The 23,928-nt window shown below is 56.7% G+C and carries 24 protein-coding genes; 17 read left to right on the plus strand and 7 right to left on the minus strand.

Annotation, left to right across the window (positions count from 1 at the left end; translation table 11 throughout):
* The first annotated feature begins 78 nt into the window (after window positions 1–78).
* From GM154_RS10280 to GM154_RS10310, 7 genes are all read left to right on the plus strand, one after another.
* Window positions 79–2,877, plus strand: coding sequence for a monovalent cation/H+ antiporter subunit A (locus tag GM154_RS10280; protein WP_219652160.1), 2,799 nt, complete (start codon window positions 79–81; stop codon window positions 2,875–2,877).
* Window positions 2,877–3,200: a Na+/H+ antiporter subunit C gene (locus GM154_RS10285; RefSeq protein WP_010799052.1), complete on the plus strand. Its 324-nt coding sequence runs from the start codon at window positions 2,877–2,879 to the stop codon at window positions 3,198–3,200. The genes GM154_RS10280 and GM154_RS10285 overlap by 1 nt, the downstream gene beginning before the upstream one ends.
* Complete coding sequence (locus tag GM154_RS10290) at window positions 3,197–4,699, plus strand: monovalent cation/H+ antiporter subunit D (protein ID WP_219652161.1); 1,503 nt, start codon at window positions 3,197–3,199, stop codon at window positions 4,697–4,699. Before GM154_RS10285 ends, GM154_RS10290 begins: the two co-directional genes overlap by 4 nt.
* Entirely contained in the window at window positions 4,696–5,184 is a 489-nt protein-coding gene (locus GM154_RS10295) for a Na+/H+ antiporter subunit E (protein WP_219652162.1), read from the plus strand. Before GM154_RS10290 ends, GM154_RS10295 begins: the two co-directional genes overlap by 4 nt.
* Entirely contained in the window at window positions 5,178–5,447 is a 270-nt protein-coding gene (locus tag GM154_RS10300; protein ID WP_010799055.1) for a K+/H+ antiporter subunit F, read from the plus strand. The genes GM154_RS10295 and GM154_RS10300 overlap by 7 nt, the downstream gene beginning before the upstream one ends.
* Before the next feature lie 8 nt (window positions 5,448–5,455).
* On the plus strand, window positions 5,456–5,788 hold the full coding sequence (locus tag GM154_RS10305; protein ID WP_010799056.1) for a Na+/H+ antiporter subunit G: 333 nt from the start codon (window positions 5,456–5,458) through the stop codon (window positions 5,786–5,788).
* A 302-nt stretch (window positions 5,789–6,090) separates the two neighbouring features.
* Window positions 6,091–6,573 carry a DUF421 domain-containing protein gene (locus GM154_RS10310; protein WP_219652163.1) on the plus strand — a complete coding sequence of 161 codons (483 nt, stop codon included), beginning with the start codon at window positions 6,091–6,093 and terminating at the stop codon, window positions 6,571–6,573.
* Window positions 6,574–6,598: 25 nt separating this feature from the next.
* Here the strand turns inward: GM154_RS10310 and GM154_RS10315 are convergent, their stop codons facing one another.
* Window positions 6,599–7,861 carry a DUF2254 domain-containing protein gene (locus GM154_RS10315; protein WP_219652164.1) on the minus strand — a complete coding sequence of 421 codons (1,263 nt, stop codon included), beginning with the start codon at window positions 7,859–7,861 and terminating at the stop codon, window positions 6,599–6,601.
* A 277-nt stretch (window positions 7,862–8,138) separates the two neighbouring features.
* Between GM154_RS10315 and GM154_RS10320 the strand changes: the two genes are divergently transcribed.
* Window positions 8,139–8,903 carry an OBAP family protein gene (locus GM154_RS10320; RefSeq protein ID WP_150346117.1) on the plus strand — a complete coding sequence of 255 codons (765 nt, stop codon included), beginning with the start codon at window positions 8,139–8,141 and terminating at the stop codon, window positions 8,901–8,903.
* Window positions 8,904–8,954: 51 nt separating this feature from the next.
* Here the strand turns inward: GM154_RS10320 and cfa are convergent, their stop codons facing one another.
* Window positions 8,955–10,118: a cyclopropane fatty acyl phospholipid synthase gene (gene cfa, locus GM154_RS10325; RefSeq protein WP_219652165.1), complete on the minus strand. Its 1,164-nt coding sequence runs from the start codon at window positions 10,116–10,118 to the stop codon at window positions 8,955–8,957.
* Window positions 10,119–10,511: 393 nt separating this feature from the next.
* Here cfa and GM154_RS10330 point away from each other — a divergent pair, with 393 nt between their 5' ends.
* Window positions 10,512–11,228: an amidotransferase gene (locus GM154_RS10330; RefSeq protein ID WP_219652166.1), complete on the plus strand. Its 717-nt coding sequence runs from the start codon at window positions 10,512–10,514 to the stop codon at window positions 11,226–11,228.
* A gap of 59 nt (window positions 11,229–11,287) precedes the next feature.
* Here GM154_RS10330 and GM154_RS10335 read toward each other — a convergent pair whose 3' ends face one another.
* From GM154_RS10335 to GM154_RS10355, 5 genes are all read right to left on the minus strand, one after another.
* Window positions 11,288–12,493 (minus strand): MFS transporter, encoded by a 1,206-nt coding sequence (locus GM154_RS10335; RefSeq protein WP_219652167.1) that lies wholly within the window; start codon window positions 12,491–12,493, stop codon window positions 11,288–11,290.
* A 458-nt stretch (window positions 12,494–12,951) separates the two neighbouring features.
* Window positions 12,952–13,863 (minus strand): LysR family transcriptional regulator, encoded by a 912-nt coding sequence (locus tag GM154_RS10340; protein ID WP_074825988.1) that lies wholly within the window; start codon window positions 13,861–13,863, stop codon window positions 12,952–12,954.
* Window positions 13,864–13,944: 81 nt separating this feature from the next.
* On the minus strand, window positions 13,945–14,748 hold the full coding sequence (gene dkgB / locus GM154_RS10345; protein ID WP_219652168.1) for a 2,5-didehydrogluconate reductase DkgB: 804 nt from the start codon (window positions 14,746–14,748) through the stop codon (window positions 13,945–13,947).
* Entirely contained in the window at window positions 14,745–15,608 is an 864-nt protein-coding gene (locus tag GM154_RS10350) for a DedA family protein (protein WP_219652169.1), read from the minus strand. Before GM154_RS10350 ends, dkgB begins: the two co-directional genes overlap by 4 nt.
* A 68-nt stretch (window positions 15,609–15,676) precedes the next feature.
* Window positions 15,677–16,096 (minus strand): DoxX family protein, encoded by a 420-nt coding sequence (locus tag GM154_RS10355; RefSeq protein ID WP_258019798.1) that lies wholly within the window; start codon window positions 16,094–16,096, stop codon window positions 15,677–15,679.
* A 334-nt stretch (window positions 16,097–16,430) separates the two neighbouring features.
* Here GM154_RS10355 and GM154_RS10360 point away from each other — a divergent pair, with 334 nt between their 5' ends.
* The 8 genes from GM154_RS10360 (at window position 16,431) to GM154_RS10395 (ending at window position 23,883) form a co-directional block, all read left to right on the plus strand.
* On the plus strand, window positions 16,431–17,084 hold the full coding sequence (locus GM154_RS10360) for a hydrolase (RefSeq protein WP_219652171.1): 654 nt from the start codon (window positions 16,431–16,433) through the stop codon (window positions 17,082–17,084).
* A 23-nt stretch (window positions 17,085–17,107) separates the two neighbouring features.
* Window positions 17,108–17,533, plus strand: coding sequence for a DoxX family protein (locus tag GM154_RS10365; protein WP_219652172.1), 426 nt, complete (start codon window positions 17,108–17,110; stop codon window positions 17,531–17,533).
* Window positions 17,530–18,096, plus strand: coding sequence for an antibiotic biosynthesis monooxygenase (locus GM154_RS10370; protein WP_219652173.1), 567 nt, complete (start codon window positions 17,530–17,532; stop codon window positions 18,094–18,096). Before GM154_RS10365 ends, GM154_RS10370 begins: the two co-directional genes overlap by 4 nt.
* 18 nt (window positions 18,097–18,114) lie before the next feature.
* A complete protein-coding gene (locus tag GM154_RS10375; RefSeq protein ID WP_219652174.1) occupies window positions 18,115–18,531 on the plus strand; it encodes an OsmC family protein in 417 nt (138 codons plus the stop codon).
* Window positions 18,524–19,426, plus strand: a complete 903-nt coding sequence (locus GM154_RS10380) for a pirin family protein (RefSeq protein ID WP_258019799.1) — start codon at window positions 18,524–18,526, stop codon at window positions 19,424–19,426. Before GM154_RS10375 ends, GM154_RS10380 begins: the two co-directional genes overlap by 8 nt.
* A gap of 11 nt (window positions 19,427–19,437) precedes the next feature.
* Entirely contained in the window at window positions 19,438–20,256 is an 819-nt protein-coding gene (locus GM154_RS10385) for an alpha/beta fold hydrolase (RefSeq protein ID WP_219652176.1), read from the plus strand.
* Between the two features lie 176 nt (window positions 20,257–20,432).
* Window positions 20,433–22,274 (plus strand): amidohydrolase, encoded by a 1,842-nt coding sequence (locus tag GM154_RS10390; protein WP_258019812.1) that lies wholly within the window; start codon window positions 20,433–20,435, stop codon window positions 22,272–22,274.
* A gap of 31 nt (window positions 22,275–22,305) precedes the next feature.
* Window positions 22,306–23,883: an MFS transporter gene (locus GM154_RS10395; protein WP_219652178.1), complete on the plus strand. Its 1,578-nt coding sequence runs from the start codon at window positions 22,306–22,308 to the stop codon at window positions 23,881–23,883.
* Window positions 23,884–23,928 lie beyond the last annotated feature (45 nt).

Below are 23,928 nucleotides of genomic sequence, written 5' to 3' on the forward strand. Positions count from 1 at the left end.
GAGTCGAGCCTGTATCTGGAATAGGGGAGTCGGAAGGCATTCCATGATTGTTTACATTGTGATGAGCAGGCGCGCCGTATGATGCTGGTGCTGATTGTCGTACTGCCGCTGCTTGGCAGCCTGTTACCTGTAGTGTTTGATCGGGGCGGTCGACGCCTGCCTGCCATTGCGGCCTCGATACCCGCGGCAATTGCCTTCTTCATCCTGTTGAATTTGCGCTCCAGGTTGGCAGAGGGAGCCGCCATCACTGTTTCGTACACATGGCTGGAAAACCTGGGCTTCAACCTGAGCCTTCGTCTGGACGGGCTGAGTTTTCTTTTTGCCTTGCTGATTCTGGGGATCGGCCTTCTGGTCATTCTCTACGCGCGATACTACCTATCGTCTGAGGAGGCCATTGGACGATTCTACAGCTACCTGCTGTTATTCATGGCAGCCATGCTGGGGGTCGTTCTTTCCGAAAACGTGCTGCTGATGCTCGTCTTCTGGGAAATCACCAGTCTTTCCTCGTTTCTGCTAATCGGTTTCTGGTCCCATCGCTCCGACTCGCGACGCGGGGCGCGAATGGCCCTGACGATCACCTCCGGCGGGGGGCTTGCCCTGTTGGCAGGCATACTGTTGCTGGGGCACATTGCAGGCAGCTTCGAACTGAGCCAGATCCTGGTTTCCGGCTCACGTATCGTCGAACATCCTCTCTATCCGCTGATGCTGGTGCTGATTCTGCTAGGTGCCTTTACCAAGTCTGCCCAGTTTCCGTTCCACTTCTGGCTTCCTCACGCGATGGCAGCGCCCACGCCTGTTTCAGCCTATCTGCACTCAGCCACCATGGTTAAGGCTGGCATTTATCTCATGGCACGCCTGTATCCGGCTATTTCGGGTACAGATGAGTGGTTCTATATCGTCAGCCTTACCGGGTTGGTTACCCTGGTGCTTGGGTCAGCCATGGCCTTCTTTCAGCAAGACCTTAAAGGGCTGTTGGCCTATTCCACCATCAGCCATCTGGGCCTTATCACCTTGCTGTTCGGGCTGGATACCGACATGAGTTCGGTAGCTGCCATCTTCCACACCATCAACCATGCGACGTTCAAGGCCTCACTGTTCATGGCGGCCGGGATTATCGACCATGAGACCGGTACGCGTGACCTGCGTCGGCTGGGAGGGCTCTACCGTTACATGCCGCATACGGCATTGCTTGCGATCGTCGCGTCGTTGTCGATGGCAGGAGTGCCGTTACTCAATGGTTTCCTGAGCAAGGAAATGTTTTTGAGTGAGACCCTGGAGCAAGGGTTGCTGGGTCCGTTCAATTGGGTCATTCCCGTCGTCTCCACCATTGCCAATCTGCTCACCATGGCATATTCCGTACGCTTCATTCATCAGGCGTTTCTGGACAAGACGCCTGATCCCTCGGCAATGCCTCACTTTCCACCCCATGAGCCGCCGTTCTGGATGCGCGCGCCGGTCAATATCCTCGTCTTGCTGTGTGTCCTGGTAGGTCTGATGCCTGAGCAGACCGTAGGCGATCTACTTGCGCTGGCGGCACGGGTTTCATTAGGCGGACCGTTACCCGAATACAGTCTGGCCCTCTGGCATGGGTTCAATCTGCCTCTTGTCATGAGCCTCATTGCGCTGGGCGGTGGCGTACTGCTTTACTTTGGAATGCGGCGTCCCCTGTTTCGCCTGTATAACCAACTTCCTGATGCCGAAGCGCGGGATGTGTTCGAGGGCGCAATCCAGTGTCTGGTCCGGCTGACCGTCCTGTTTACCGAACGTGTAGAGAACGGCTCGCTACAACGATACATGACGCTTATGCTGATAGGCGTACTGCTCGTAACCGGGAGTGCCTTGTGGGATCTCGAGGTAGTGACGGGGCCGGTGGCGATGACTCCACTCGACCCGGTTACCTCGGCAGGGCTGGTGATTCTTATGGCCGCCTCGATTTCAGTCGTCTTGTTCCACCGTCGGCGGTTGCAAGCCATCGTCTTTAGCAGTGTAGCCGGGTTGATGGTGTCTCTGCTGTTTGCCCGGTTCTCGGCGCCTGATCTGGCATTGACTCAGTTGTCGGTTGAGGTTGTCACCACGGTCCTGCTGGTACTGGCACTGTTCTTCCTGCCCTGGCATACACCGCGTGAGTCCTCCGCACTGCGAAGAGGACGGGACGGCCTACTGGCGGTGGGATGCGGTGGGTTGGTTTCTTTGCTGGCCTATGCGGTACTGACGCGGCCCTACGAGAGCATTGCGCAGTTCTTCCTGGACCGGAGCGTACCGGAAGGCGGCGGCAGCAACGTCGTCAACGTGATTCTGGTGGACTTTCGGGGGTTCGATACGCTGGGCGAAATCAGCGTACTGGCCATTACCGGCATCGCCGTCTACGCCATGCTGGACGGGCTAAACCCCAAACTTCCCGAGCGGGGGCTGGGTGGGTACCCCTGGATACGTGATCGGCACCCTCTGATGCTCAAGGTTATGGCCAAGCTCCTACTACCGCTGGCCCTGCTGGTTTCCGTCTTTATATTTCTGCGTGGCCATCAGCTGCCCGGTGGCGGCTTTATAGCGGGCCTGATCACAACGGCAGCATTGATCCTGCAGTACATTGCCAGTGGGCTTCGTTGGACGACTGCACGCTTGCCTCTCGATTATCGCCGCCTGGCAGGCAGCGGCGTTTTGCTGGCCGGGGCGACAGGGCTGGTCGCATGGCTGTTTGGCAAGCCCTTCCTGACCTCTGGGTTCACGCACCTGCATATTCCAGTGATCGGTGACGTCGAACTGGCCAGCGCGACGCTGTTTGATCTGGGCGTCTACCTAACCGTTGTAGGCTCCTCGTTGCTGACACTGGCGCATTTGGCCTCAAGCGGCCGACCGCAAGAGGAGGACGTGTCCTGATGGAACTGTTATTTGCCATCACCTTGGGTGTGCTGACAGCGAGCGGTGTTTATCTGATGCTACGTGGACGTACGTTCCCGGTCGTACTGGGAATGACCCTGATCACTTATTCTGTGAATCTTTTTCTTTTTGCCATGGGGCGCTTGTCGACCGGTGCTGCTCCCATCATTGGTCAAAGCCAGACCTATGCTGACCCCTTGCCCCAGGCGCTGGTGCTGACTGCCATCGTCATCAGCTTTGCGATGACAGCATTCGTACTGGTGCTGTCCATCCGTGCGGTTTGCGAACTTGGAAACGATCACGTGGACGGAGAGGAACAATGAGTCATGTGATCATCCTGCCGATTCTACTGCCGCTTTTCAGCGGGGCGGCCCTATTACTGTTCAATAGTATGACATCGCAAAACAAACGGTACTTTTCAGCGTTGGCTACCTTCCTGCTGATCCCGCTGTCAGCGTGGCTGATCACTGTTGCTGCCCGCGATGAAATCGTAACCTACACCCTCGGTAACTGGTCGGCTCCCTTTGGCATTCTGCTGGTGCTGGATCGGCTGAGTGCGATTATGGTGCTGATTACATCGGTTCTGGCGAGTGGTGCCATACTCTATGCCTGCCAGGGCGACGATGCTCGCGGCCCTAATTTTCATTCGTTATTCCAGTTTCAGGTAGCCGGCCTGAATGGCGCCTTTCTTACCGGCGACCTGTTCAATCTGTATGTCTTCTTCGAAATCCTGCTGATCGCCTCCTACGCGCTGCTGTTGCACGGCGGTGGCAAGGAGCGCACAAGTGCGGGCCTGCACTACATACTGCTTAATCTCCTGGGCTCGTCGTTGTTTCTGGTGGCCGTAGGCGTGCTATATGGGCTGCTAGGCACCCTGAACATGGCACATCTGTCTGAACGCATTGCACAGGTAGGGCCGGACGATGCCCCGCTGATTGCAGCCGCCGGGCTCCTGCTACTGTTAGTCTTTGCACTCAAGGCGGCCCTGCTACCTCTGTACTTCTGGCTACCACGTGCCTACGCAGGGGCAACGGCTCCGGTCGCTGCATTGTTCGCCGTGATGACAAAGGTCGGTGTATATTCGATTTTGCGTATCTATGCGCTGCTGTTCGGCCCTGACGCCGGAGCATTATCCCACCTGGCGCAACCCTTGCTGTGGCCTCTGGCCTTGCTGACCCTTGCCCTGGGGTCCATTGGTGCCCTGGCGGCGCGCCAACTTCAGGAACTGGTGGCTTATTTGGTGCTGGTATCGGTGGGGCTGCTGTTGGCTGGCATGTCGCTGGGACGTGTGGAATCGATCTCGGCTTGTCTGTTCTACTTGATTCATACCACATGGATTACCGGAGGGCTCTTCCTGCTCAGTGATATGGTCGCCAGGCAGCGAGGGGAAACCGGGGCCCGACTGGAGAAAGGGCCTGCCCTGCGACAGCCCATGCTTCTGGGCAGCCTGTTTTTCATCGGGGCGGTGTCCATGGCGGGCCTGCCGCCGTTTTCAGGGTTTTTTGGCAAACTGCTGATCCTGAAGTCTGCACCACTTTCGGAGGCGCGCTGGCTCTGGCCGGTATTGCTGATCTCCAGTCTCGGCCTCGTCATTGCATTAAGCCGGGCGGGCAGTACGGTGTTCTGGCGAGGCGGTGAGGGCATCGCCGGGCAGGAGAGGGCAAATGGCTGGCGCCTGTTAGCCGTGATAACGCTGATGTCCGCCAGTGTCGTGCTGGTAGTCGTCGCAAAACCGCTGACGCTTTACCTTGACCAGGCTGCGCAACAAATCATGTCTCCAGCGGCTTACGCCAGTGCTGTATTACAGGAGGGTAGCCGATGAGCCGATTGTTTCCGCATCCATGGTTAAGCGCAGTTCTGGTAGTGCTCTGGTTGCTACTGGTCAACAGTATCAGTCTGGGAAGCTGGATTATGGGTCTTTTCCTGGGCTGGGCTATTCCACGGTTATGTACTCGAATGTGGTTCGAGAACGCGCGGCCCCAACACGGCTGGCTGACAGTTAAGTTGCTTCTTAGAGTTACCAGGGACGCACTCGTCGCCAACATTCAGGTAGCTGTACTGGTCTTGGGGCCGACACGGCGGCTCAATCCCATCTTTGTCGAGGTACCTGTGGATATTCGGGATGACCTTGGCCTTACCCTGCTCATGAGTATCATCTCGCTGACGCCTGGAACCGTATCGGCTGAACTCAATGAAGATCATTCCCTCATTCTGGTTCATGCACTCAACGAAGAAGATCCCGAGCAGCTGATTAGAAGTATCAAGACGCGTTACGAGCAGCCGCTGATGGAGATATTTCCATGCTGACCATTGTTATTCCTATTTGCCTAGCTCTATGTACCATTGCCGTGCTGCTCGCGTTTATCCGGCTGGTGCGAGGGCCACATCAGTCCGATCGTATCCTGGCGCTGGACACCCTTAACATCAACGCGATCGCATTGATTGTACTGTTTGGCCTGTGGCTGGACTCAAACCTGTTTTTCGAAGCGGCGCTGATCATTGCGTTGATGGGGTTTATCAGCACGGTTGTACTGGCCAAATTCATTACCCGTGGCGACATCATTGAGTAAGGAGACATATGAACCCATGGCTTGAAGGTATCGTTTGTGTACTACTCCTCGTGGGTAGCGTGTTTACGTTGATTGGCTCGATCGGGCTGTTACGGCTACCTGATTTCTTTACCCGGCTGCATGGCCCAACCAAGGCCACGACGTTGGGCGTAGGCAGTACCGTCATTGCATCCATGCTGTATTTCACGACCCAGCACGATGGCCTCAGCCTGCATGAATTGCTGATTCCCCTGTTTTTGTTCATTACTGCGCCCGTCAGCGCTCAAATCCTGTGTAAAAGCGCAATGCAACAGCGATTGAAACGCACCGAAAAGACCAAAGGCGAACCCTGGCAGCCTTGAACCTATGTAAGGTGCGGCGTCTGCAGACCGATTGAACGTGCGCCTGTCTTCCGTTGAACTCTACCGATAGCCTTGCAAGGCGTGGGAAGCGCAGCAGAGCGGGTCATGACTCTGCAGCTGGCCGCCGCGCTCATGCTTTGCCCGTCGCGCTATAGACCTGCCGTTGTCACGAAGAGCCAGAACGTCGCAGGGCTGGACCGTATATCGTCGATGGTTTAGTGAACGACTCCGGCCCGTTGCCCCTCACATCTGTAGGTTTTGAATACCTCATACACCGGCCAATGCACCAGACAGGGGGCGTTATGTTTTTCGATAGTTGGAGTGGGTTGATCCGGGTTATCGTAGTCGGAACGGCGGCCTATGTCTGTTTGATTGCGCTTTTGCGTATCTCGGGCAAACGGACATTGGCCCAGCTCAATGCCTTTGATTTTGTCGTGACGGTAGCATTGGGCTCAACCCTGGCTACCGTGCTGTTGTCGTCAAGCGTGGCGCTGGCAGAAGGGTTGACTGCGTTCGCGCTGCTTATTGGTCTGCAGTATGTGGTTACCTGGAGCAGCGTTCGCTGGCCAGCTGTGCGTAAGCTGGCCCGATCGTCGCCGTCCCTGTTGGTTTACCAAGGGAAATGGATGCATGACAACCTACGGAGCAACCGTGTTACGGAAGATGAAGTCATGCAGGCCCTGCGGACTCAGGGAAAAAGTGCATTGAATGAAGTCGGTGCGGTGGTGCTTGAGACAGACGGCAGTTTTTCCATCCTCCAAAATGCACCTGAGCAGGCGCTTTGAGAAAGGCGATACCAGCGGCACTCAATCAGTACTCCCGCTTCAGTTCGGCCCGTAGCTGCTCAAGTCGCCGCCGGTCTTCGTCCATTGCCAACGCCTGGCTGGCACGCATGTAGGCCAGCTCGCTTTGCCTGACAGCAGCGACGCGCATTGCATCATTATCCAGGTGGCTAAGGGAAAAGAGTGCTTTTTGCAGGCGTATGTTTACTTCGATCATGGCTGCGCCATCCCGTGCGATTGGGGTAAACAGATCGTCGAACAGGTCATTCACGTCAAGGGGCCTTATGTAAATGCGGCTTAAGACCTGCTCGACTGGAGGTGAACATTTAGGCCGATTTGCCACACAGGCGAGTACTCTCACCGCGCGTCCAATGACATCAATGGCTGTACCCTGATCATTGAAGCCTGGGGACAGCGCTCGTGAGGCGATCTCGGCCATTACCGAAAGGCCGAAGCGAGGATCATGTTCAAAAGTACGTTGCTCACCCATGACAAAGGCATTCCGGAGCTCGTTGTCACATTGCTCATTGAGTCCGTCTACCCATGCTAAAGGGCAACCAGGATCAACGAAACTGCCAGGCAAGACATTCACGTATACGCGACTTCGCTCATGTTTGGTCAGCTCCGCCAGAGCCGGCATGTCCAGATGCTGTATATACCCAATCCGGTTTGCGTATACAGGGCGGCCTAGGGTTTTATAGAAGGCGTTCTCCGGTAATGGATTGCCGCCCAGGTAGGGTTGCTCCAGGCGGTGCTGTAGCGCCTTAAGGGTGACACGTTCAACTTGGGCTGTGGTTTCGCCTACCCGACCCAGGCTACTTAAGCGATCAATCCAGCGTAGCAGGGCATAGATAATCAGGACGATGACCGAAAGCGTTACCGCAAACAGAATAACGCGCCCCTTGGCGCCATAGAGCCCAGTGCTTAGCGCAACGATTCCGACAAGACTGAAAATAAACGACCCAATAAAGGTCGAAAGAGCATTTTGTGTAGTAGGGTCCTCTACCAGTAAAGAGGTTGCCCGTGGGGTAACGTTATTGGTGGCTGAACTGTAGGCTGATACTGTGGTGCTTAGAGAAAAGGTAGTAACGGCCAGCATACTTGACGCAATGATGCCCAAAATATTGTCAACGGCATCGGCGCCGATCTTGGTAGGAAGCTCATCTGGAATATACGGGGCAAACACTAAGGCCAGTAGGGCGGTCACAACGCCCAATACCGAAAAAAGCGTTGCCCTAAACCAGGGGCGCTTGCTCTTCCTAAGTAAAAACCATTTCCATCGTTCGACCATTGCTCCGCTCCATCAACTACCCAAGTTTCTATAGCGACCCGGCGCTCATGGGTGGGTTCGGTTGATGTCCTCTTTTCCTGTGACTAGGGGAGCGGTGTCATGCCGTGACCAAACGAAAAGTTGATCTGCTCTATTGCTTGCGGCGCCCCTTGTTGCATGACCCAGTCGCTCGTTTAATGCATAGGTTGCGCAACCTATCTTCAGCTCTTGCCTCGTTGCGCTCCTGGAGATCTCTATTACGCTGAAAATGATTTCGCGTAATAATTACAGGTGTTTCATGAGCGTCAATGCAAGAGCGATTCCCTTTTCCCTGGTGTGCCTATTGACCGCCTGCTCCAGCGGCGGTAATACAGAGTCCTATGTCACCGCGCCCGGTGCGCCCAAGCAGGCGATGACCAAGACCTTGGAGACCGGTGCCGACGTGTTGCAGAACAAGCCGCCTATCGATGCCCTCAATGCCTACCTGGACGGTTTCCACTTCTATAACGGGCACCCGCATGGGCAGATGGAGGCTCATCACTACTGCTCGGTCCTTAACGAACAGGTCATCCAGTGTGTCATTTATGACGGCAATACCAGGGATGCCAAGATCATGGGCGTGGAGTACATCATCGATGAGGCGCTCTTCAAGCAGCTGCCTGCCGCGGAGAAAGCCCTGTGGCACAGCCATGTCCACGAGGTGAAATCGGGGCAGCTGGTAGCACCCGGGATCCCCGAACCGGCGGAGCATAAGCTGATGGAAAAGCTTGTTCATACGTATGGAAAAACCTGGCATACCTGGCACACAGACCAAGACAAGACCTTACCGCTGGGTGTCCCTCAGTTGATGATGGGATTTACTGCCGACGGCCAGGCCAATCCACAGATGGTCGAGGCGCGTGATCGTCGTATGGGCATCGACAGCAAGGCGAAAAAAGCTGCCCGGGCCGATATCGTCGCTCCGGCCATCGATCCCGGTGCCGATGCCTGGCAAAAGGGAAGGATCATCCAAATCAAGGATCCCACTGGGTCTCAAAATCATGGCGCGCATTCGCAGCCCTGAAGGTAAAACGACCCAGGCATGGTTCTTGTGCCTGGGTCGATTGCACAAGGCTCAGCTCAGCCGGTTATAGCCGCCCGGCACGCCCCGCTTGGATAAGACCCACTGCCACAACTGGATATTCCGGGCGCGAAAGGCGGCAGCGCAAGACTGCAGGTAATACGTCCACATGCGATAGAAGCGTGTGCCGAGTTTTTTCTCAAAGCTTGGCCAGGCAGCATCAAAGTGCTTAAACCAGGCCATTAGCGTCTTGTCGTAATCCGCTCCGAAGTTATGCAGGTCTTCAGCCACAAATAATTCATCAAGGGCATCGCCTATCTGACCAATCGAGGGAAGGTCGCCATTAGGAAAAATATACTTGTCGATCCAGGGATCGGGAGAGGAATGCCGCTGATTCTTGCCAATGGTATGGAGCAGAAAGAGTCCATCATCCTTCAGGCAGCGATGAGCGACCTCCATGAACGTCCTGTGGTTCTTGCGCCCGACGTGCTCGAACATACCAATGCTGACAATATGGTCGAAGGTATCGTCCAGGTCACGATAATCCTGCAACCTGAATTCGAGCGGCAGGCCCGCATATTTGCGTTTGGCAAATTCGGCCTGCTCTCTTGAAATCGTTACCCCCACACACGTGACACCATAATGCTGGGCTGCGTAGCCCATGAAGCTGCCCCAGCCGCAGCCGATATCCAACACTTTCATGCCAGGACGCAGGCCGAGCTTTCGGCAGATGAGGTCAAGTTTGGCTTCCTGCGCAGAAGCAAGGTCCGTCGCATTTTTCCAGTAACCGCAGGTATACGTCATCCGCGGATCCAGCATGGTGGCATAAAAGTCATTACCGAGATCGTAATGTGTTTGCCCAACCTGCCAGGCACGGCTTTGGGTCTGGAGGTTGAACAGTTGACTTCTGAGGTAATGAAACACCAGCCGCGACGGCTGTATGCGCGAGGACAAGTCTGCTTTCAGGATGCGGTAGATGAATTCATCCACCCGATCGACATCCCAGTCGCCATTAACGTACGTCTCGCCCAGGCCCAGGTTGCCTCGAGCAAATGCCTGCTCTGGAACGCCCTTGTTATGTAGCCGGATGTCCCAAGGGTTGGAACCGTTGACCTTGATTCCAGCAAGATCTAGCAATTCTTCGAAGTAGTCGAACGTTCGGGTATGGTCGGGACAGTAAAGCTCTTCATCCTGATGCTTGTGCGAAACTATAGCCATGCGCCTTTATCTCCTTGATCCTGTCAAAGTTGCTCATGACTTCCGTGAACGTACTGCTCCTTTTGATTGAATAAAATGTACAGCGGATGTGGTAGGCCAAAAGAGTGCTTTGAGTGAAATAGTGTTTTTCTATTTATATGAAACGTGGAGTGCACCTGGCCTCGAAAGTGCTATCGCTGAATACACATTTTGTAAAATTTACTGATGGCATTGTGCTTAATAAGTTCGCGGCGAGGCGCAGGAAAAACGCTTCCATGAACATTAAGTTCGCAGGGAGGAGGAGCGAAAAAATAGCTCCAGGTAGAACCACGCTCCTGAGCTGACGTACCATATTTCTCCTGCCCGCGCTTTTGCGCAGCGGCTTCATACCCCTTGCTATTGCCTCGGAGTCCCATGTCTGTTCGGATCTGTGTTCTCGAAACCGATATTCTTGTCCCTGAATTGGCCGAGCTGTACGACGGCTATGGCGCCATGTTTGTTCGCCTGTTCGAGCAGGTGCCGGAGCAGGTTGAATGCACGGTATATAACGTCGTTGAAGGCCACTACCCACCGGAAGGCGCCCGTTTTGATGCGTATCTGGTTACCGGCAGCAAGGCGGACTCCTTTGGCGAAGAGCCCTGGATTCAACGCCTCAAAACTTATGTGCAACAACGTTATGAGCACGGTGACAAGCTCCTGGGTATCTGCTTTGGTCATCAGCTCCTGGCCCTGGCGCTAGGAGGGGTGGCCGAACGCGCCAAGGGCGGGTGGGGAATTGGGGTACAGCGTTTCGAGGTCGCGCAGGGCTTTTCCTGGCAGCAGCCTCCGCTGGAGAATGTCACGCTGATCGTCTCGCATCAGGACCAGGTCACGGCGCTGCCTCCTGCCGCGCAGTGTCTGGCCAGTAGCGATTACTGCCCGAATGCGGCGTTCGTCATGGGCGATCAGGTGTTGTGTTTTCAGGGGCATCCGGAATTTGTGGCCGAGTATGCGAACCGGCTATTGGTAAGGCGCCAGTCAGCCTTTTCCACCGAACAATACGAGACGGCTGTAGCCTCGTTGGAGCAGCCTCATCAGGGCGCCCTGATCGCGCAGTGGATGGTGAATTTTGTGGCAGCCCCTCGTAGCTAATAAGCCGACGCGATACAAAAAAGGCGGTCTGAAAAGACCGCCTCGGTGTCAAAGCTTAATCATGTGTTGGCGCCTCGTAAGCGACCAATGCCGAAGAACAACAGGGCCAGCAGCGGCAGGCTACTGCCTACCATAACGATAGCTGGCCAGCCGCCTCGTTCATAAACGGTGCTGGCTATCGCCGATCCCATGGCACCTCCAATAAAGATGCTGGTCATGTACAGGCCGTTCAAACGGGCGCGGCTCTTGGCATCTAACATATAGACGGCACGTTGACCCAGAACCATGTTCATCTGCACGGCAAAGTCGAGCAGGATGCCGGTTATTGCCAAGCTGACGACCCCATAAGGTGAATGAACCAGCGCTGGTAGAAAACTCAGGGCGGCAAGCAGCATGGCAACTGCCGAGGCACGATGGGTATGGCCTGCATCGGCAAGGCGTCCTGCAATCGGTGCAGACACTGCGCCGACAGCACCTACCAGAGCAAAGACGGCAATCTGGGTTTGCGACAGACCATAATGTCGGATCAACTCAAGGGGCGCGGCCGTCCAGAAGAGGCTGAAGGCGGCAAACATCAACCCCTGATACAGCGAGCGCTGGCGTAGCACAGATTCACGTGTGAAGAGATGAACCAGTGACAACAGGAGCTGGCCATAGTGTGCCTGGTGGGACGGTTGACGTGCGGGAACCACTTTCAAGACCACGCCGGCAATCGCCAACATGATCACCGCGCTGATAAAAAACACGGTACGCCAGCCGAAGTAATCGGCCATCAGGCTAGAGGCCGGACGTGCCAGCAGGATACCCAGCAGCAGTCCGCTCATGATGGTGCCCACAATGCGCCCACGTGACTGTTCGGGGGCAAGATGGGCTGCCAGCGGAATCAGTATCTGTACGGCCACCGAGCTGACACCAATTAGCAGCGAGACCACTAGAAAGACGCTGGGTTGGGTCGTAAGGCCCGCCGCCATCAGCATGACAGCCGAGGCGAGAACCGTGATAACCATCAGACGACGATTTTCCAGGAGATCGGCCAGCGGAACCAGCAGAAGCAGCCCCAGGGCATATCCGATTTGGGTCAGCGAGACGATCAGGCTGGCATCGTGCTCGCTAAGCCCGACGGCGGGAGCGATCAGTTCGATGATGGGCTGTGAGTAATAGAGATTGGCAACAATGGCGCCACAGCAAAAGGCAAAAAGTAATACCAGCCCTTTTGAGAGAGTCGTAGGGAAATGCTCATGTTCGATCATCGATGCAGTACTCATTAGGATCTCCTGGCAAGGCAACGGTTATTCAATTCGGTTCAAGGTCTTTTCAAGAAAAGCGACGGGCAGGATGGAGCAGGACCCGCTTATTCGATGCGAGCGGGATATACGATCAAGTTCCTCGGAGGTCAGCCTGTAGGGCTGATGATCTATAAGGTTGCGTTTCAGGTACTTCCGATGAGCTGTTAAGTCGGAAGTGATAACGCTCTTTTCTTATCTTCGCGTCTGGTGCGGTTGTTGCAAATGGACTCCACGCAAGGCACTACCCGATTGCCTGTATCCGCACGACTACTACCGGTCCCAAACCTGGAACAGAAAGCAGCCTGGGTGATGTTCTGGTCATTTGAATGCATGACGGGTGCCTCGTTCAACATCTTCAATGAGGCATACCTTAAAGAGTAGAGCAGAGTAAGAGAATCGGACTGCAGAGCAACGCAGCGTTGCGCCAGGGGCAATGGCTAGCTGATACGCAGGCTGGAAAGGCGCTCCTCGCAGAATTCGATAAAGGCACTGACCCGCCTTGAGCCGCGCCGATTGGGCAGATACAGCGCTGAAATGGCGGCACTGGCCTGATTCGGATTGACGTCATGATCCGGGAACAGTCGAGTCAGTCGGCCGCTCTCGATATCGGCTTGCACCAGCCAGTCGGCCAATAAGGTAATACCTCCATCTGCCAATGCGACCTCATGCAGGACCTCGGCATTATTACTGCGTAGGCGTCCTTTGATAGCTACCCGACGGGTTTCGCCTTGTTTGACGAATGTCCATGTCTGTGGGGTTTTGCTAAAGCTGAAGCGCAGACAGTCATGACGAGTCAGGTCTTCTGGCTGATCGGGACACCCGCGCCGTGAGAGATATACAGGACTGGCAACTACGTAACGCTGAAAGTAACCGAGCGAACGGCATATCAGCTCATCATGGGCGCCAGGTGAACCAAGCCGTATGGCCACATCGACCCGGTCGGCAAAGAGGTCTACAAGCGTGTCCGTCAGCTCCAGTTCCAAATCTACCTTGGGATAGCGTGCCAGAAAGGTAGCCAGGAAAGGGGCAAGATAAGCTCGGCCAAACGCCGTAGGGGCGGTGACCCTGAGCGGCCCGGCAGGCTCAGTACCCTGGTCGTGAACCTGGGCATCGGCTAACTCCAGATCTTCCAGAAGCTGTCTGGCCTTGATGTAATAGAGTGAGCCTGCCTCAGTCACGGTGACTTGACGCGTGGACCGGTTCAGCAATGTCGTTCCCAACTCCTGCTCGAGTGCATCCATGAGGCGTGTAACGGAGGAGGTAGCAACGTTCAGCGATCGCGCTGCGGCCGAAAAGCCTTTCGTATCGACAGTCTCTACGAACCAGCGCAGCGCCAGGAACTTGTCCATTGCAGGTTTCCATAAACGTAACTGAGAGACGGGCATCATAAAGCACCCGCCTTGGAACAGAAGGGGCTCGATAGGCTGATATCAATCCCAGGCCGGTGCAAGGCCTGGCGGGTTGGTCTGACGCAGTCCTCTGTCGAGGCCGGACAAGGCAGCCATATCCTTGGCCGCCAGGATGATGCCGTGAGCGGCAAAATTTTCTACCAGATGCTCCTTGCACGTCGCGGTAACCACGGCGGAATGACCTTGCTGCAGTGTCCAGGCCAGGACGACCTGTGCCGGAGTGATGGCCATGCGGTGTGCAATCTCCAGAACAACCGGGTCTGTTAACACCTTGCCTTTTGCCAGCGGAGAATAGGCTGTAACGGCAATTCCGTGTCGCTGCATCAGATCAACAGGCCCACGATTAGCCTGATAGGGGTTCAACTCGATCTGATTGGTAGCAATAGACTCAGCGCCAACTGCCGCTATGGCCTGCCGCATCAGGGCGCGCGTGAAGTTGGCTACCCCAATGGATCGGACTAGCCCTGCGTCCTTCGCCTCGCGAAGAGCCGTCATATACTCGGCGAGAGGAACCAGGCCCTTCGGCGAAGGCCAATGAATCAGCGCCAGGTCTATATAGTCGGTTTTCAAGCGGCTCAGGCTTTCGCGCAAGCTCGGGATCAAGCGATCACGGCTTAAGTTGTCGACCCAGAGCTTGAGCGTTAGAAACAGCTGTTCTCGTATGACGTCGCTTTGGGTAATGGCGCTGGCGATAGCCACCTCATGCCCATCGACCTGTGCAATATCGATGGCGCGATAACCTACGTCCAATGCCATCCTCACGCATCGCGTGACAGCCGTTGGCGCTAGGTGAGACGTCGCCAGACCCACTGCGGGCAGCGTCATGAGGCCTCCGGCAGGGCGCCGCGGGTAGCAGACCCTTCATTCCAGGCGTCAGCATGAGCGGTGCACGACATCCGCTGAGCCACAGGTAGCTGTGCGTTACGACACGCAGGTGAATAAAGAGACCGATTGAACCGTTGGAAAGACGGCAAGGCTGTAGCGCTGAATGGGTAGACTAAAGACGCCTCGACCGAGCGTTCTGCAAAAAGCTGATTAGCCGGCTGCGAACGATGAGTGATTGTTTGCTGATTGAAATGTCTTGTCTGACGCCGGATGGTATGGCGTTTTAGACGATGCGCCGCCAGCAGGGTTGCAGCAAGCAGCAGCCCAGCAGCAGCCAGACCGGTAAACAGGTATTCCTGAACCATGTCCAGCGCCAGAAACACCGAAGTCTGAAAGGTATGCCCCAACAGGAGTGCTGAACCGGCCCACAGTATTGAACCTAGGGTGTCGTACACGAGAAATTGAGCCAGCGACATTCGTTGCGCGCCTGCCATCAATGTGGCGACTGCTCCCATGCCGGGTACGAATTTGGACACCAGCAACCACCGTGCGCCCCGTTCGGTGAAGCGAGCCGAGCAGGTACCGGCGTTCTTGCGGTGAGAGAAGGGTAGTTTTGCTAACCATGTGAGAATGCGCTCGCCATGATGGCGCCCTGCCCAGTACCAGGCGAGATCTGCCAGAACACAAGCCAGCGAAGCGAGAAACAGAAGCTCGACCAGCCTCATGGGAGCGTCGGCAGAGGCGCCAGAAGCGACCAGAAGCGGATAGGAAGGTAACGGCGCGCCCAACTGCTCGGCGAAGACATTCACGAACAGCAACACGGCATTTCCAGTCAGCAAGGCGTTTATCACGGACGACATGGCAGCGAGTCTCTTTGATCGTGCAGGGCAAGGTAGTACGCCCGCTGGGAGCGTACCGTAGGTTCAGATCAGGCGAGGGCGAGGCGGCGCTTGGAGCGAGCACCGTCCAGGCTGAGGGCGCCGCCGCCGAATGCAACGATCTGCAACAGGCCACCGGCGATTGCGATGTTTTTGAGGAAGTGGATCAGCTGGTTCTGGTCGGCAAGATTGTTGTGAAAGACCACAGCCGTCAGGATGGTGAAGCCCGCCATGATGGCTGCCACCCAGCGTGTTCGGTACCCCACCAGCAACAGGCTGGCCAAACCTATCTCAACACCGATTGCACCCAGGTAGGCCAGGAGTGGAAAGGGCATGCCGGAGGCCCCGATGTAACCCATGGTTGCTGCAGGCGCTGCCAACTTGCCGATACCGCTGAACAGAAACAGAGTACCTAGCAGCAGACGTCCAACAGTGGCGGTAAAGGCTTGAGAGGAGTTTAGGGTAGTCATGTTCAGTTCTTCCATTAAGGGTTCAAGGGCTTCGCCGAGGTGCCGAAGCGGGTATGGAAGAAAGCTTAATGTCGCCCGTTTAAATGAGTAACTAGGTAAAAAACGAAAAATAGTCACATTTTGGTGGACAATAAACCCGAAGGCTGCTTCTTAAATAGAGCTGCCTGACCTCAGTCAATGAAGTAATACAGTGATAGGCCCACTTGAAAGCAGAAGAACGGCCTAAAAAGCACAATCAATAGCACATACGTTCCAAACACAGCACAACTGTTCAATCTCCGGCGGCGCAATTCGACGACAGTTGTCGTACATCTATTGCAGCTGGAGAGCTACCATGCCAACCGCCATTGCCGTCCCCGGGAAAGGCTTGATTGATCCTTTCAACCACACGTTGATCATGATCGACCATCAGTCACAGATGGCCTTTGCAACCCATTCCATCGATGCAGTGACTTTGCGCAACAACGCAGCGTTAGTAGCCAAGGCCGCCAAGGAATTTCAGGTATCCACCATTCTTACCACGGTCGCCGAAAAAAGCTTTTCCGGTCCGATCTTCGATGAGATCAAGTCTGTCTTTCCAGAAACGCCGGTGATTGACCGGACCAGCATGAATACCTGGGAAGATCCGCGTATTGCCGACCGGGTGAATACGCTTAATAAAGGCCGCCTTGTACTGGCAGGCCTCTGGACATCGGTCTGCATTGTGGGGCCGGCATTGTCAGCGCTGGATCAGGGGTTTGAGGTGTATGTCATTGCCGATGCCTGTGGCGATGTCTCAACCGAAGCCCATGAATGCGCTATGCAACGCATGATTCAGGCGGGTGCCCGTCCCATGACCTCTCTCCAATATCTGCTTGAACTGCAACGGGACTGGGCACGTAGCGAAACCTACGATCAGACCGTGAAGACGGCCATTGCCCATGGCGGCGGTTATGGCCTGGGTCTGATCTATGCCAAGACCATGTTCAACGCCTCTGAAGGCCACTGAGCAGAGTAGGTGAGGTAAACGCCATGCCCCGGCCATACCCGATCGATCTAGGTCTGCTGTTCCTGCGCGCAAGCGGCGGTTTGCTGCTGCTTTGGGTGCATGGTCTTCCCAAACTCTTACATGTTCAAGAGCAGATACAGCTGATCGAAGACCCTTTGCATCTGGGTGCATGGCCGACGCTGTTGTCGGCCCTGTTTGCCGAGACTGTATGTCCGCTCCTGATCATCGTGGGGTTGGGTACGCGCCTGGCTTGTCTGCCTATTCTGTTCCTGCTGCTGGTAGCACTGGTTGTTGTACATCCCGAATGGACAATGGATCAGGCGCAATTTGGCTGGCTGCTAACCATTATCTTCAGCACGCTTGCCATTACAGGACCGGGGCAATTGTCGCTCGATGCGTGGCGTGAGCGCCGTCACGACCAGCAATCTTCAGTGAGGAGATTCGTATGAGCGATATCGATCTCAATCATGTGGTGACGCTGGTCATCCATCACCGGGTGAAGGCCGGACAGCTCGATACGTATGAGGCCTGGCTGCGCCGCGCAGTGGCAGCTGCCAAAGAAGCGCACGGGCACCTGGGCGTTAATGTCGTCAGACCTCAACAGGCCGGTAGGGGTGTCTTCACGACCGTGGTGCGTTTTGCGAAGGCTGAGCAATTGCAGGACTGGATCAATTCGGACCGCCGTCGCCAGTTGGTCGAGGAGGTGCTGCCGCTACTAGAAGATGGCGACCACCCGCTGGTGCACGCGGATGCTGAGTTCTGGTTTACCCCGCCGCAGCCGGATGTACAGAAGCCACCCCAGTGGAAGCAGGCGGTACTGACTTTTCTGGTGATCAGTCCTTTGACCATGATCATCCCACAGTTGTGGCATCCGATATTTCTGCGGTTCCCGGTACTGGGCGGTTTTGTCCCCAGCAATCTGCTGATCACCTTTTGCATTGTGGTGCTGGTGGTCTTTCTCATCATGCCGAACGTGACGCGCTGGTTCGCGGGTTGGCTTAACGCTCAATAAGTAGGCAGGAGTAGCACCATGACGCATACCGTTACCGCCATGCTTGGCCCTGTCCCCTACCGCGTGACTCTGAGTGAGGGGACTCATCGCTGGCTGGCCGATCTGGCGCTACCCGAGACCGGGCACGCCGGCCCTGACCCTCACGAGCTGCTGCTGTCATCGCTGGGCGCGTGTACGGCTATTACGCTTGGACTCTATGCGCAACGCAAGGGATGGGTCATTGAGGAAACCCATGTGGTGCTGAACATCCTCTCCGAGGGTGGTACACCACATACCACGCGAATCGAGCGTGACATAGAACTGCTTGGTGCGCTTGATCACGAGCAGCGCCTGCGGCTACTCGATATCGCCAATGCGTGTCCAATCCATAAATTGCTGCGCGGCACGGTGGACATCGAGACGCGCCTGATGGAAGAGGTAGCGGATGATGCCTGAGTTCAGCTTCCTCCGTATTCCAGCCCGCTCTGCTGAGTTGGGGGCCGGCCTGCAGGTAGGCCGGGTTTTACCCACGCGGCAACGCCGTACCATCGGAGCGTGGTGTTTTCTGGATCATGCCGGACCTGCCGTACTGAATAACGGCGCCGGCATGAAAGTCGGACCTCATCCACATATAGGTCTGCAGACCTATATGTGGATGATTGAAGGGGAAATCCTTCACCGCGACAGTCTCGGTCATGTGCAGCCATTGCGCCCCGGTCAGGTCAATCTGATGACGGCGGGGCAGGGTATCAGTCATACGGAGGAATCGACCTCGCACAACCTCCACGCTGTGCAGTTCTGGATTGCCTTGCCACCGCAGCGGCATGGATGCGCGCCGGGATTTACCCATTATCCCGATTTGCCCAGCTGGCATGCCCAGGGCATGGATATCAAGCTGCTGGTTGGCCGTTATGAGGGGAGGCAGTCGCCCGTAGAGGTACATTCCAACCTGCTTTGCCTTGATTTGGCCGCCCCGCAGGGCGGTGCGCTCGACATAACACTTGATCCTTCCCATGAGTACGGACTGCTGATCCTACAGGGCGAGGCGCGAGTCGCCGGCGAGAGTATCAAGGCCGATGAGCTTATCTATTTGGGCGCTAATCACTCCTTGCTTGCGTTGGAACTAGCCGCTGGAGCACGGGCGCTCATCCTGGGAGGGGAGCCCCTGGCCCAAACGCCTCTGATCTGGTGGAACTTCGTGGCTTACGACTGGAACAGCATTGCCAGTGCTCGGGCGGACTGGGAGAGCGGCAACGCCCGCTTCGGCACCGTTCACGGTTATGTCGGTGAGCCTTACCAAGCCCCACCTCTAAGTCGATCCGCCAACTCTATTGCTACACAGCCAACCTGAAGGAGAACATCATGAGCACATTTACAACCCAAGACGGCACTGAGATCTATTACAAGGACTGGGGCAGCGGTAAGCCTGTTCTGTTCAGCCACGGCTGGCCATTGGATGCGGACATGTGGGAATACCAGATGCATTATCTGGCGTCCCGCGGCTATCGCACCATTGCATTCGACCGCCGCGGGTTTGGTCGCTCCAGCCAGCCGTGGAGCGGCTATGACTACGATACCTTTGCTGATGATATTCACCAGCTGATCGAGCACCTGGACCTCAAGGGCGTGACCTTGGTCGGCTTCTCCATGGGCGGTGGCGACGTGACGCGCTACATCGCCCGCCATGGTACGGCCCGTGTCGCCAAGCTGGCGCTGCTGGGTGCTGTGACGCCCTTGTTTATCAAGACAGCTGATCATCCGCAGGGTGTAGATAAAAGCGTGTTCGACGGGATCAAACAAGGCCTGCTTAAAGACCGCGCCCAGTTTATCAGCGACTTCGGCCCGGTGTTCTATGGCACCAACCGCGACCAGAAAGTCTCGGACGGCGTGATGACCCAGACCCTAAATATTGCCCTGCTGGCTTCCCTGAAAGGCACCGTGGATTGCGTTACGGCGTTCTCTGAAACCGACTTCCGCCCCGACATGGCCAAGGTTGATGTACCCACGCTGGTCATTCACGGTGACGGCGATCAGGTCGTTCCGCTGGAGGCAACCGGCAAGCTGGCCGCGGAAATGATCCAGGGAGCCGAACTCAAGGTATACGAGGGCGCACCCCACGGGTTTGCTGTTACCCATGCCGAGCAGTTGAATGAAGACCTGCTGGCGTTTCTTAACCGCTAAGCCATTACCGGCGGACCTGATACGCCGCCGGATCATGAGTTGTACCTATGAAAAAGGATCCTGAAAGCCCGCGACGCCGGCAGGTCATCGCGAATGCTTCTCTGCTGGGCGCCGCTGGTGCGCTCTGGTCTGCGCTGCCTTTTAGCAAAGGCAGCGGTTATGTGTTTGGAGGAACCATGCAAGACGCTGATTTGATTCTGCACAATGGTCGTTTTCACAGCGTGGATCGTGAAAAGCCCCAGGCCAGCGCCGTTGCCATCAAGGACGGGCGCTTTCTGGCAGTAGGCACCGATGCCGAAGTCATGGCTCATCGTGGCGCTACGACTCAGGTTATCGACCTGCAACAGCGCACCGCAATCCCCGGTCTCAACGACTCACATCTGCACCTGATCCGAGGGGGCCTCAACTACAATCTCGAGCTGCGCTGGGAAGGCGTGCCCTCGCTGGCCGACGCCTTGCGGATGCTTAAAGCCCAGGCCGAGCGTACGCCAACGCCGCAATGGGTCAGGGTCGTAGGAGGCTGGAACGAGTTCCAGTTTGCCGAGCGCCGTATGCCAACGCTCGATGAGATCAACCAGGCAGCGCCTGATACACCGGTCTTTATTCTGCACCTTTACGATCGCGCACTGCTCAACCGGGCTGCCCTGCGTGTGGTGGGCTACACCCGAGATACCCCCAATCCACCAGGGGGCGAGATCCAGCGTGATGCCAACGGTGAACCGACCGGCATGCTGATTGCGCGACCCAACGCCATGATCCTGTACTCAACGTTGGCCAAGGGACCCAAGCTTCCTCTGGAGTATCAGGTCAACTCCACCCGCCAGTTCATGCGTGAACTCAACCGTCTGGGGCTGACCAGTGCCATCGACGCAGGTGGTGGCTTCCAGAACTACCCGGACGACTATCAGGTCATCCAGGAGTTGGCCGATGCCGGTCAGCTGACGGTGCGCATCGCCTATAACCTGTTTACCCAGAAACCCAAGGAAGAGCTGGCCGATTTTCGCCACTGGACCGGTAGCGTCCAGTATGGGCAGGGCACCGACTTTTTCCGCCATAACGGGGCAGGGGAAATGCTGGTGTTTTCGGCCGCTGATTTCGAGGACTTCCTTGAGCCACGTCCGGATCTTGCACCAGACATGGAGGCTGAGCTTGAGCCTGTGGTTCGTCACCTGGTCGAGCAACGCTGGCCGTTCCGCCTGCATGCCACCTATGACGAATCCATCTCGCGCATGCTGGATGTATTCGAGCGCGTCAATCGCGATATTCCGTTTAATGGCTTGCCTTGGTTCTTTGACCATGCCGAGACCATCTCCCCGCGCAATATCGAGCGAGTAAAGGCATTGGGCGGCGGCATTGCGATCCAGGATCGCATGGCCTTCCAGGGCGAATACTTTGTTGACCGCTATGGTGCCAAGGCTGCACAGGCGACTCCACCTATCAAGCGCATGCTGGCCGAGGGTATCCCCGTCGGTGCCGGTACGGACGCCACCCGCGTGTCCAGCTACAACCCCTGGACCTCGCTGTACTGGTTAGTCAGCGGAAAGACTGTAGGCGGCATGGCGCTGTATGAAGAAGGGCTACCCCGCGAGACGGCCCTGCAGCTCTTCACGCAAGGCAGTGCCTGGTTCTCTTCGGAGCAGGGCAAGAAGGGTCAGATCAAGGCAGGTCAGCTGGCTGACCTTGCCGTGCTGTCGGCTGACTTCTTCAGCGTAGACGAGGAGGCCATCAAGCATATCGAGTCGCTGCTGACCGTGGTGAACGGCAACGTCGTCTATGGTGCGGGTGAGTTTGATCGCCTGGGCCCTCCGGCTATCCCCGTAGTTCCGGATTGGTCGCCGGTTGCCAAGGTGCCAGGTCACTGGAAACCGTCAGCCCCGCTTCAACAGCAGGTGCATCAATGTGTGGGTTCCTGTGGTGTTCACGGCCACAGCCATGAGCGGGCGCGGCAAAAAGCAGTTCCGGTAAGTGATTACGCCGGTTTCTGGGGCGCCTTTGGCTGCTCCTGCTTCAGCTTCTGAGGACCTTGATGTGAGCAGTGCAGCGCCCATAATGACGACATCTTCTCCCTGGAGTCCCTTACGGCAGGCGACCTTTCGCTGGCTGTGGCTGGCCAGCATCGCCTCCAATATCGGCACCTGGATGCATGAGGTGGGCGCGGGCTGGCTTATGACCTCGCTCTCGCCCAGTCCACTGGCGATTGCCATGGTTCAGGTGGCAGGCTCGTTACCAATGTTTTTCCTGGCACTGCCCGCTGGTGCGCTGGCGGACATTGTGGACAAGCGGCGCTATCTGATTGGAGTCCAGGTGTGGATGGCAAGCATCGCGCTGCTTTTAACAGCGCTAAGCCTGCTCGAACTTATGTCGGTAGCGATACTGCTGATCCTGACACTGGCCATGGGCATCGGCACGGCCTTGATGATGCCCGCCTGGTCAGCGGTGACGCCTGAACTGGTGGACAAAGCGGAGTTACCCGCTGCCGTGGCGTTGTCCAGTCTGGGCATGAACGTCGCGCGGGCCATTGGTCCTGCGCTGGCAGGCGTTCTGGTAAGCCTGAGCGGCCCCTGGCTTACCTTTGCCTTGAACGCGGTGTCCTTTCTCGCTGTCATCGCTGCGCTCCTGGCGTGGCGGCGAACTCCCTCGGCTGCGGTATTGCCCGCAGAGCGCCTGTTTGGCGCCGTCCGGGTCGGCCTTCGCTATGCCTGTAGTGCCCCTTCGCTACAGGCGGTGCTGGCCCGGACTGCCGCTTTTTTTCTGGGAGCCAGTGCCGGCATGGCCTTGCTACCGCTAATTGTGCGGCAAGGATTACAGGGCAGTGCAGCGGACTATGGCGTGCTGTTGGGATGTATCGGTATCGGTGCGATCGCTGGCGCTGTTGGATTACCCAAGCTCAGGGCCAGGGTACGAGGCGATTTTATTGTCGCAGGCGCCAGCGCAACGTATGCACTGGTGTTAGTGGGGCTAGCCTGGATTCACTCCTTTGCCGGGCTGATCCCGGTCATGTTGATCAGCGGCGCCGCGTGGATCGCGGTGCTGTCCAGCCTTCAGGTCGCGGCACAGACCTCGGTACCCGCCTGGGTCAAGGCTCGTGCTCTGGCGGTCTATATTCTGATCTTCTTTGGTACCAGTGCCCTGGGCGCTGCGATGTGGGGGGCGGTTGCCAGCCATTTCTCGCCTAGTCTGGCACTGACTGTAGCCGCCGGTGTATTGCTCGTCGGGATCGTCCTGACCTGGCGCTTTCGCCTGCCCGTCACCCAAAGCGAGGACCTCGCGCCTTCGCTGCACTGGCCGCAGCCGGTGCTGGACCCGAGTCTCGACCGTGAGCGGGGGCCGGTGCTGGTCACGATCGATTATGTCATTGCTGTCGAGCATGCCCAGGCGTTCCGGCAGGCTATGGTGCCGGTCCGCCATATGCGCCAGCGTAACGGCGCGTTTTCCTGGGGCCTCATGCAGGACAGCGAGAACCCCGAACGCTGGCAGGAGTTCTTCTTCGACGAATCCTGGCTGGCTCATCTGCGCCATCACGGCCGTGTGACTCAAGGCGAGAAACAGATCGAAGCCGCAGCGCGGCGTTATCAGACGCCAGGTGTGCCGGTCGCCATACGACACCTGTTGAGTAGTAAACCCTGAATTTACCTATTCGTGCCATCGGCGCGAGAGAGACCTGGTTTACCA

The organism is Pseudomonas sp. MAG002Y (assembly GCF_019400845.1).
Lineage (GTDB): Bacteria > Pseudomonadota > Gammaproteobacteria > Pseudomonadales > Pseudomonadaceae > Chryseomonas > Chryseomonas luteola.

Bases quoted from the DNA above. Each gene is read 5' to 3' on its own strand.
- GM154_RS10280 (WP_219652160.1), top strand. From the start codon at position 79: ATGATGCTGGTGCTGATTGTCGTACTGCCGCTGCTTGGCAGCCTGTTA.
- GM154_RS10285 (WP_010799052.1), top strand. From the start codon at position 2,877: ATGGAACTGTTATTTGCCATCACCTTGGGTGTGCTGACAGCGAGCGGT.
- GM154_RS10290 (WP_219652161.1), top strand. From the start codon at position 3,197: ATGAGTCATGTGATCATCCTGCCGATTCTACTGCCGCTTTTCAGCGGG.
- GM154_RS10295 (WP_219652162.1), top strand. From the start codon at position 4,696: ATGAGCCGATTGTTTCCGCATCCATGGTTAAGCGCAGTTCTGGTAGTG.
- GM154_RS10300 (WP_010799055.1), top strand. From the start codon at position 5,178: ATGCTGACCATTGTTATTCCTATTTGCCTAGCTCTATGTACCATTGCC.
- GM154_RS10305 (WP_010799056.1), top strand. From the start codon at position 5,456: ATGAACCCATGGCTTGAAGGTATCGTTTGTGTACTACTCCTCGTGGGT.
- GM154_RS10310 (WP_219652163.1), top strand. From the start codon at position 6,091: ATGTTTTTCGATAGTTGGAGTGGGTTGATCCGGGTTATCGTAGTCGGA.
- GM154_RS10315 (WP_219652164.1), bottom strand. From the start codon at position 7,861: ATGGTCGAACGATGGAAATGGTTTTTACTTAGGAAGAGCAAGCGCCCC.
- GM154_RS10320 (WP_150346117.1), top strand. From the start codon at position 8,139: ATGAGCGTCAATGCAAGAGCGATTCCCTTTTCCCTGGTGTGCCTATTG.
- cfa (WP_219652165.1), bottom strand. From the start codon at position 10,118: ATGGCTATAGTTTCGCACAAGCATCAGGATGAAGAGCTTTACTGTCCC.
- GM154_RS10330 (WP_219652166.1), top strand. From the start codon at position 10,512: ATGTCTGTTCGGATCTGTGTTCTCGAAACCGATATTCTTGTCCCTGAA.
- GM154_RS10335 (WP_219652167.1), bottom strand. From the start codon at position 12,493: ATGAGTACTGCATCGATGATCGAACATGAGCATTTCCCTACGACTCTC.
- GM154_RS10340 (WP_074825988.1), bottom strand. From the start codon at position 13,863: ATGGACAAGTTCCTGGCGCTGCGCTGGTTCGTAGAGACTGTCGATACG.
- dkgB (WP_219652168.1), bottom strand. From the start codon at position 14,748: ATGACGCTGCCCGCAGTGGGTCTGGCGACGTCTCACCTAGCGCCAACG.
- GM154_RS10350 (WP_219652169.1), bottom strand. From the start codon at position 15,608: ATGTCGTCCGTGATAAACGCCTTGCTGACTGGAAATGCCGTGTTGCTG.
- GM154_RS10355 (WP_258019798.1), bottom strand. From the start codon at position 16,096: ATGACTACCCTAAACTCCTCTCAAGCCTTTACCGCCACTGTTGGACGT.
- GM154_RS10360 (WP_219652171.1), top strand. From the start codon at position 16,431: ATGCCAACCGCCATTGCCGTCCCCGGGAAAGGCTTGATTGATCCTTTC.
- GM154_RS10365 (WP_219652172.1), top strand. From the start codon at position 17,108: ATGCCCCGGCCATACCCGATCGATCTAGGTCTGCTGTTCCTGCGCGCA.
- GM154_RS10370 (WP_219652173.1), top strand. From the start codon at position 17,530: ATGAGCGATATCGATCTCAATCATGTGGTGACGCTGGTCATCCATCAC.
- GM154_RS10375 (WP_219652174.1), top strand. From the start codon at position 18,115: ATGACGCATACCGTTACCGCCATGCTTGGCCCTGTCCCCTACCGCGTG.
- GM154_RS10380 (WP_258019799.1), top strand. From the start codon at position 18,524: ATGCCTGAGTTCAGCTTCCTCCGTATTCCAGCCCGCTCTGCTGAGTTG.
- GM154_RS10385 (WP_219652176.1), top strand. From the start codon at position 19,438: ATGAGCACATTTACAACCCAAGACGGCACTGAGATCTATTACAAGGAC.
- GM154_RS10390 (WP_258019812.1), top strand. From the start codon at position 20,433: ATGCAAGACGCTGATTTGATTCTGCACAATGGTCGTTTTCACAGCGTG.
- GM154_RS10395 (WP_219652178.1), top strand. From the start codon at position 22,306: ATGACGACATCTTCTCCCTGGAGTCCCTTACGGCAGGCGACCTTTCGC.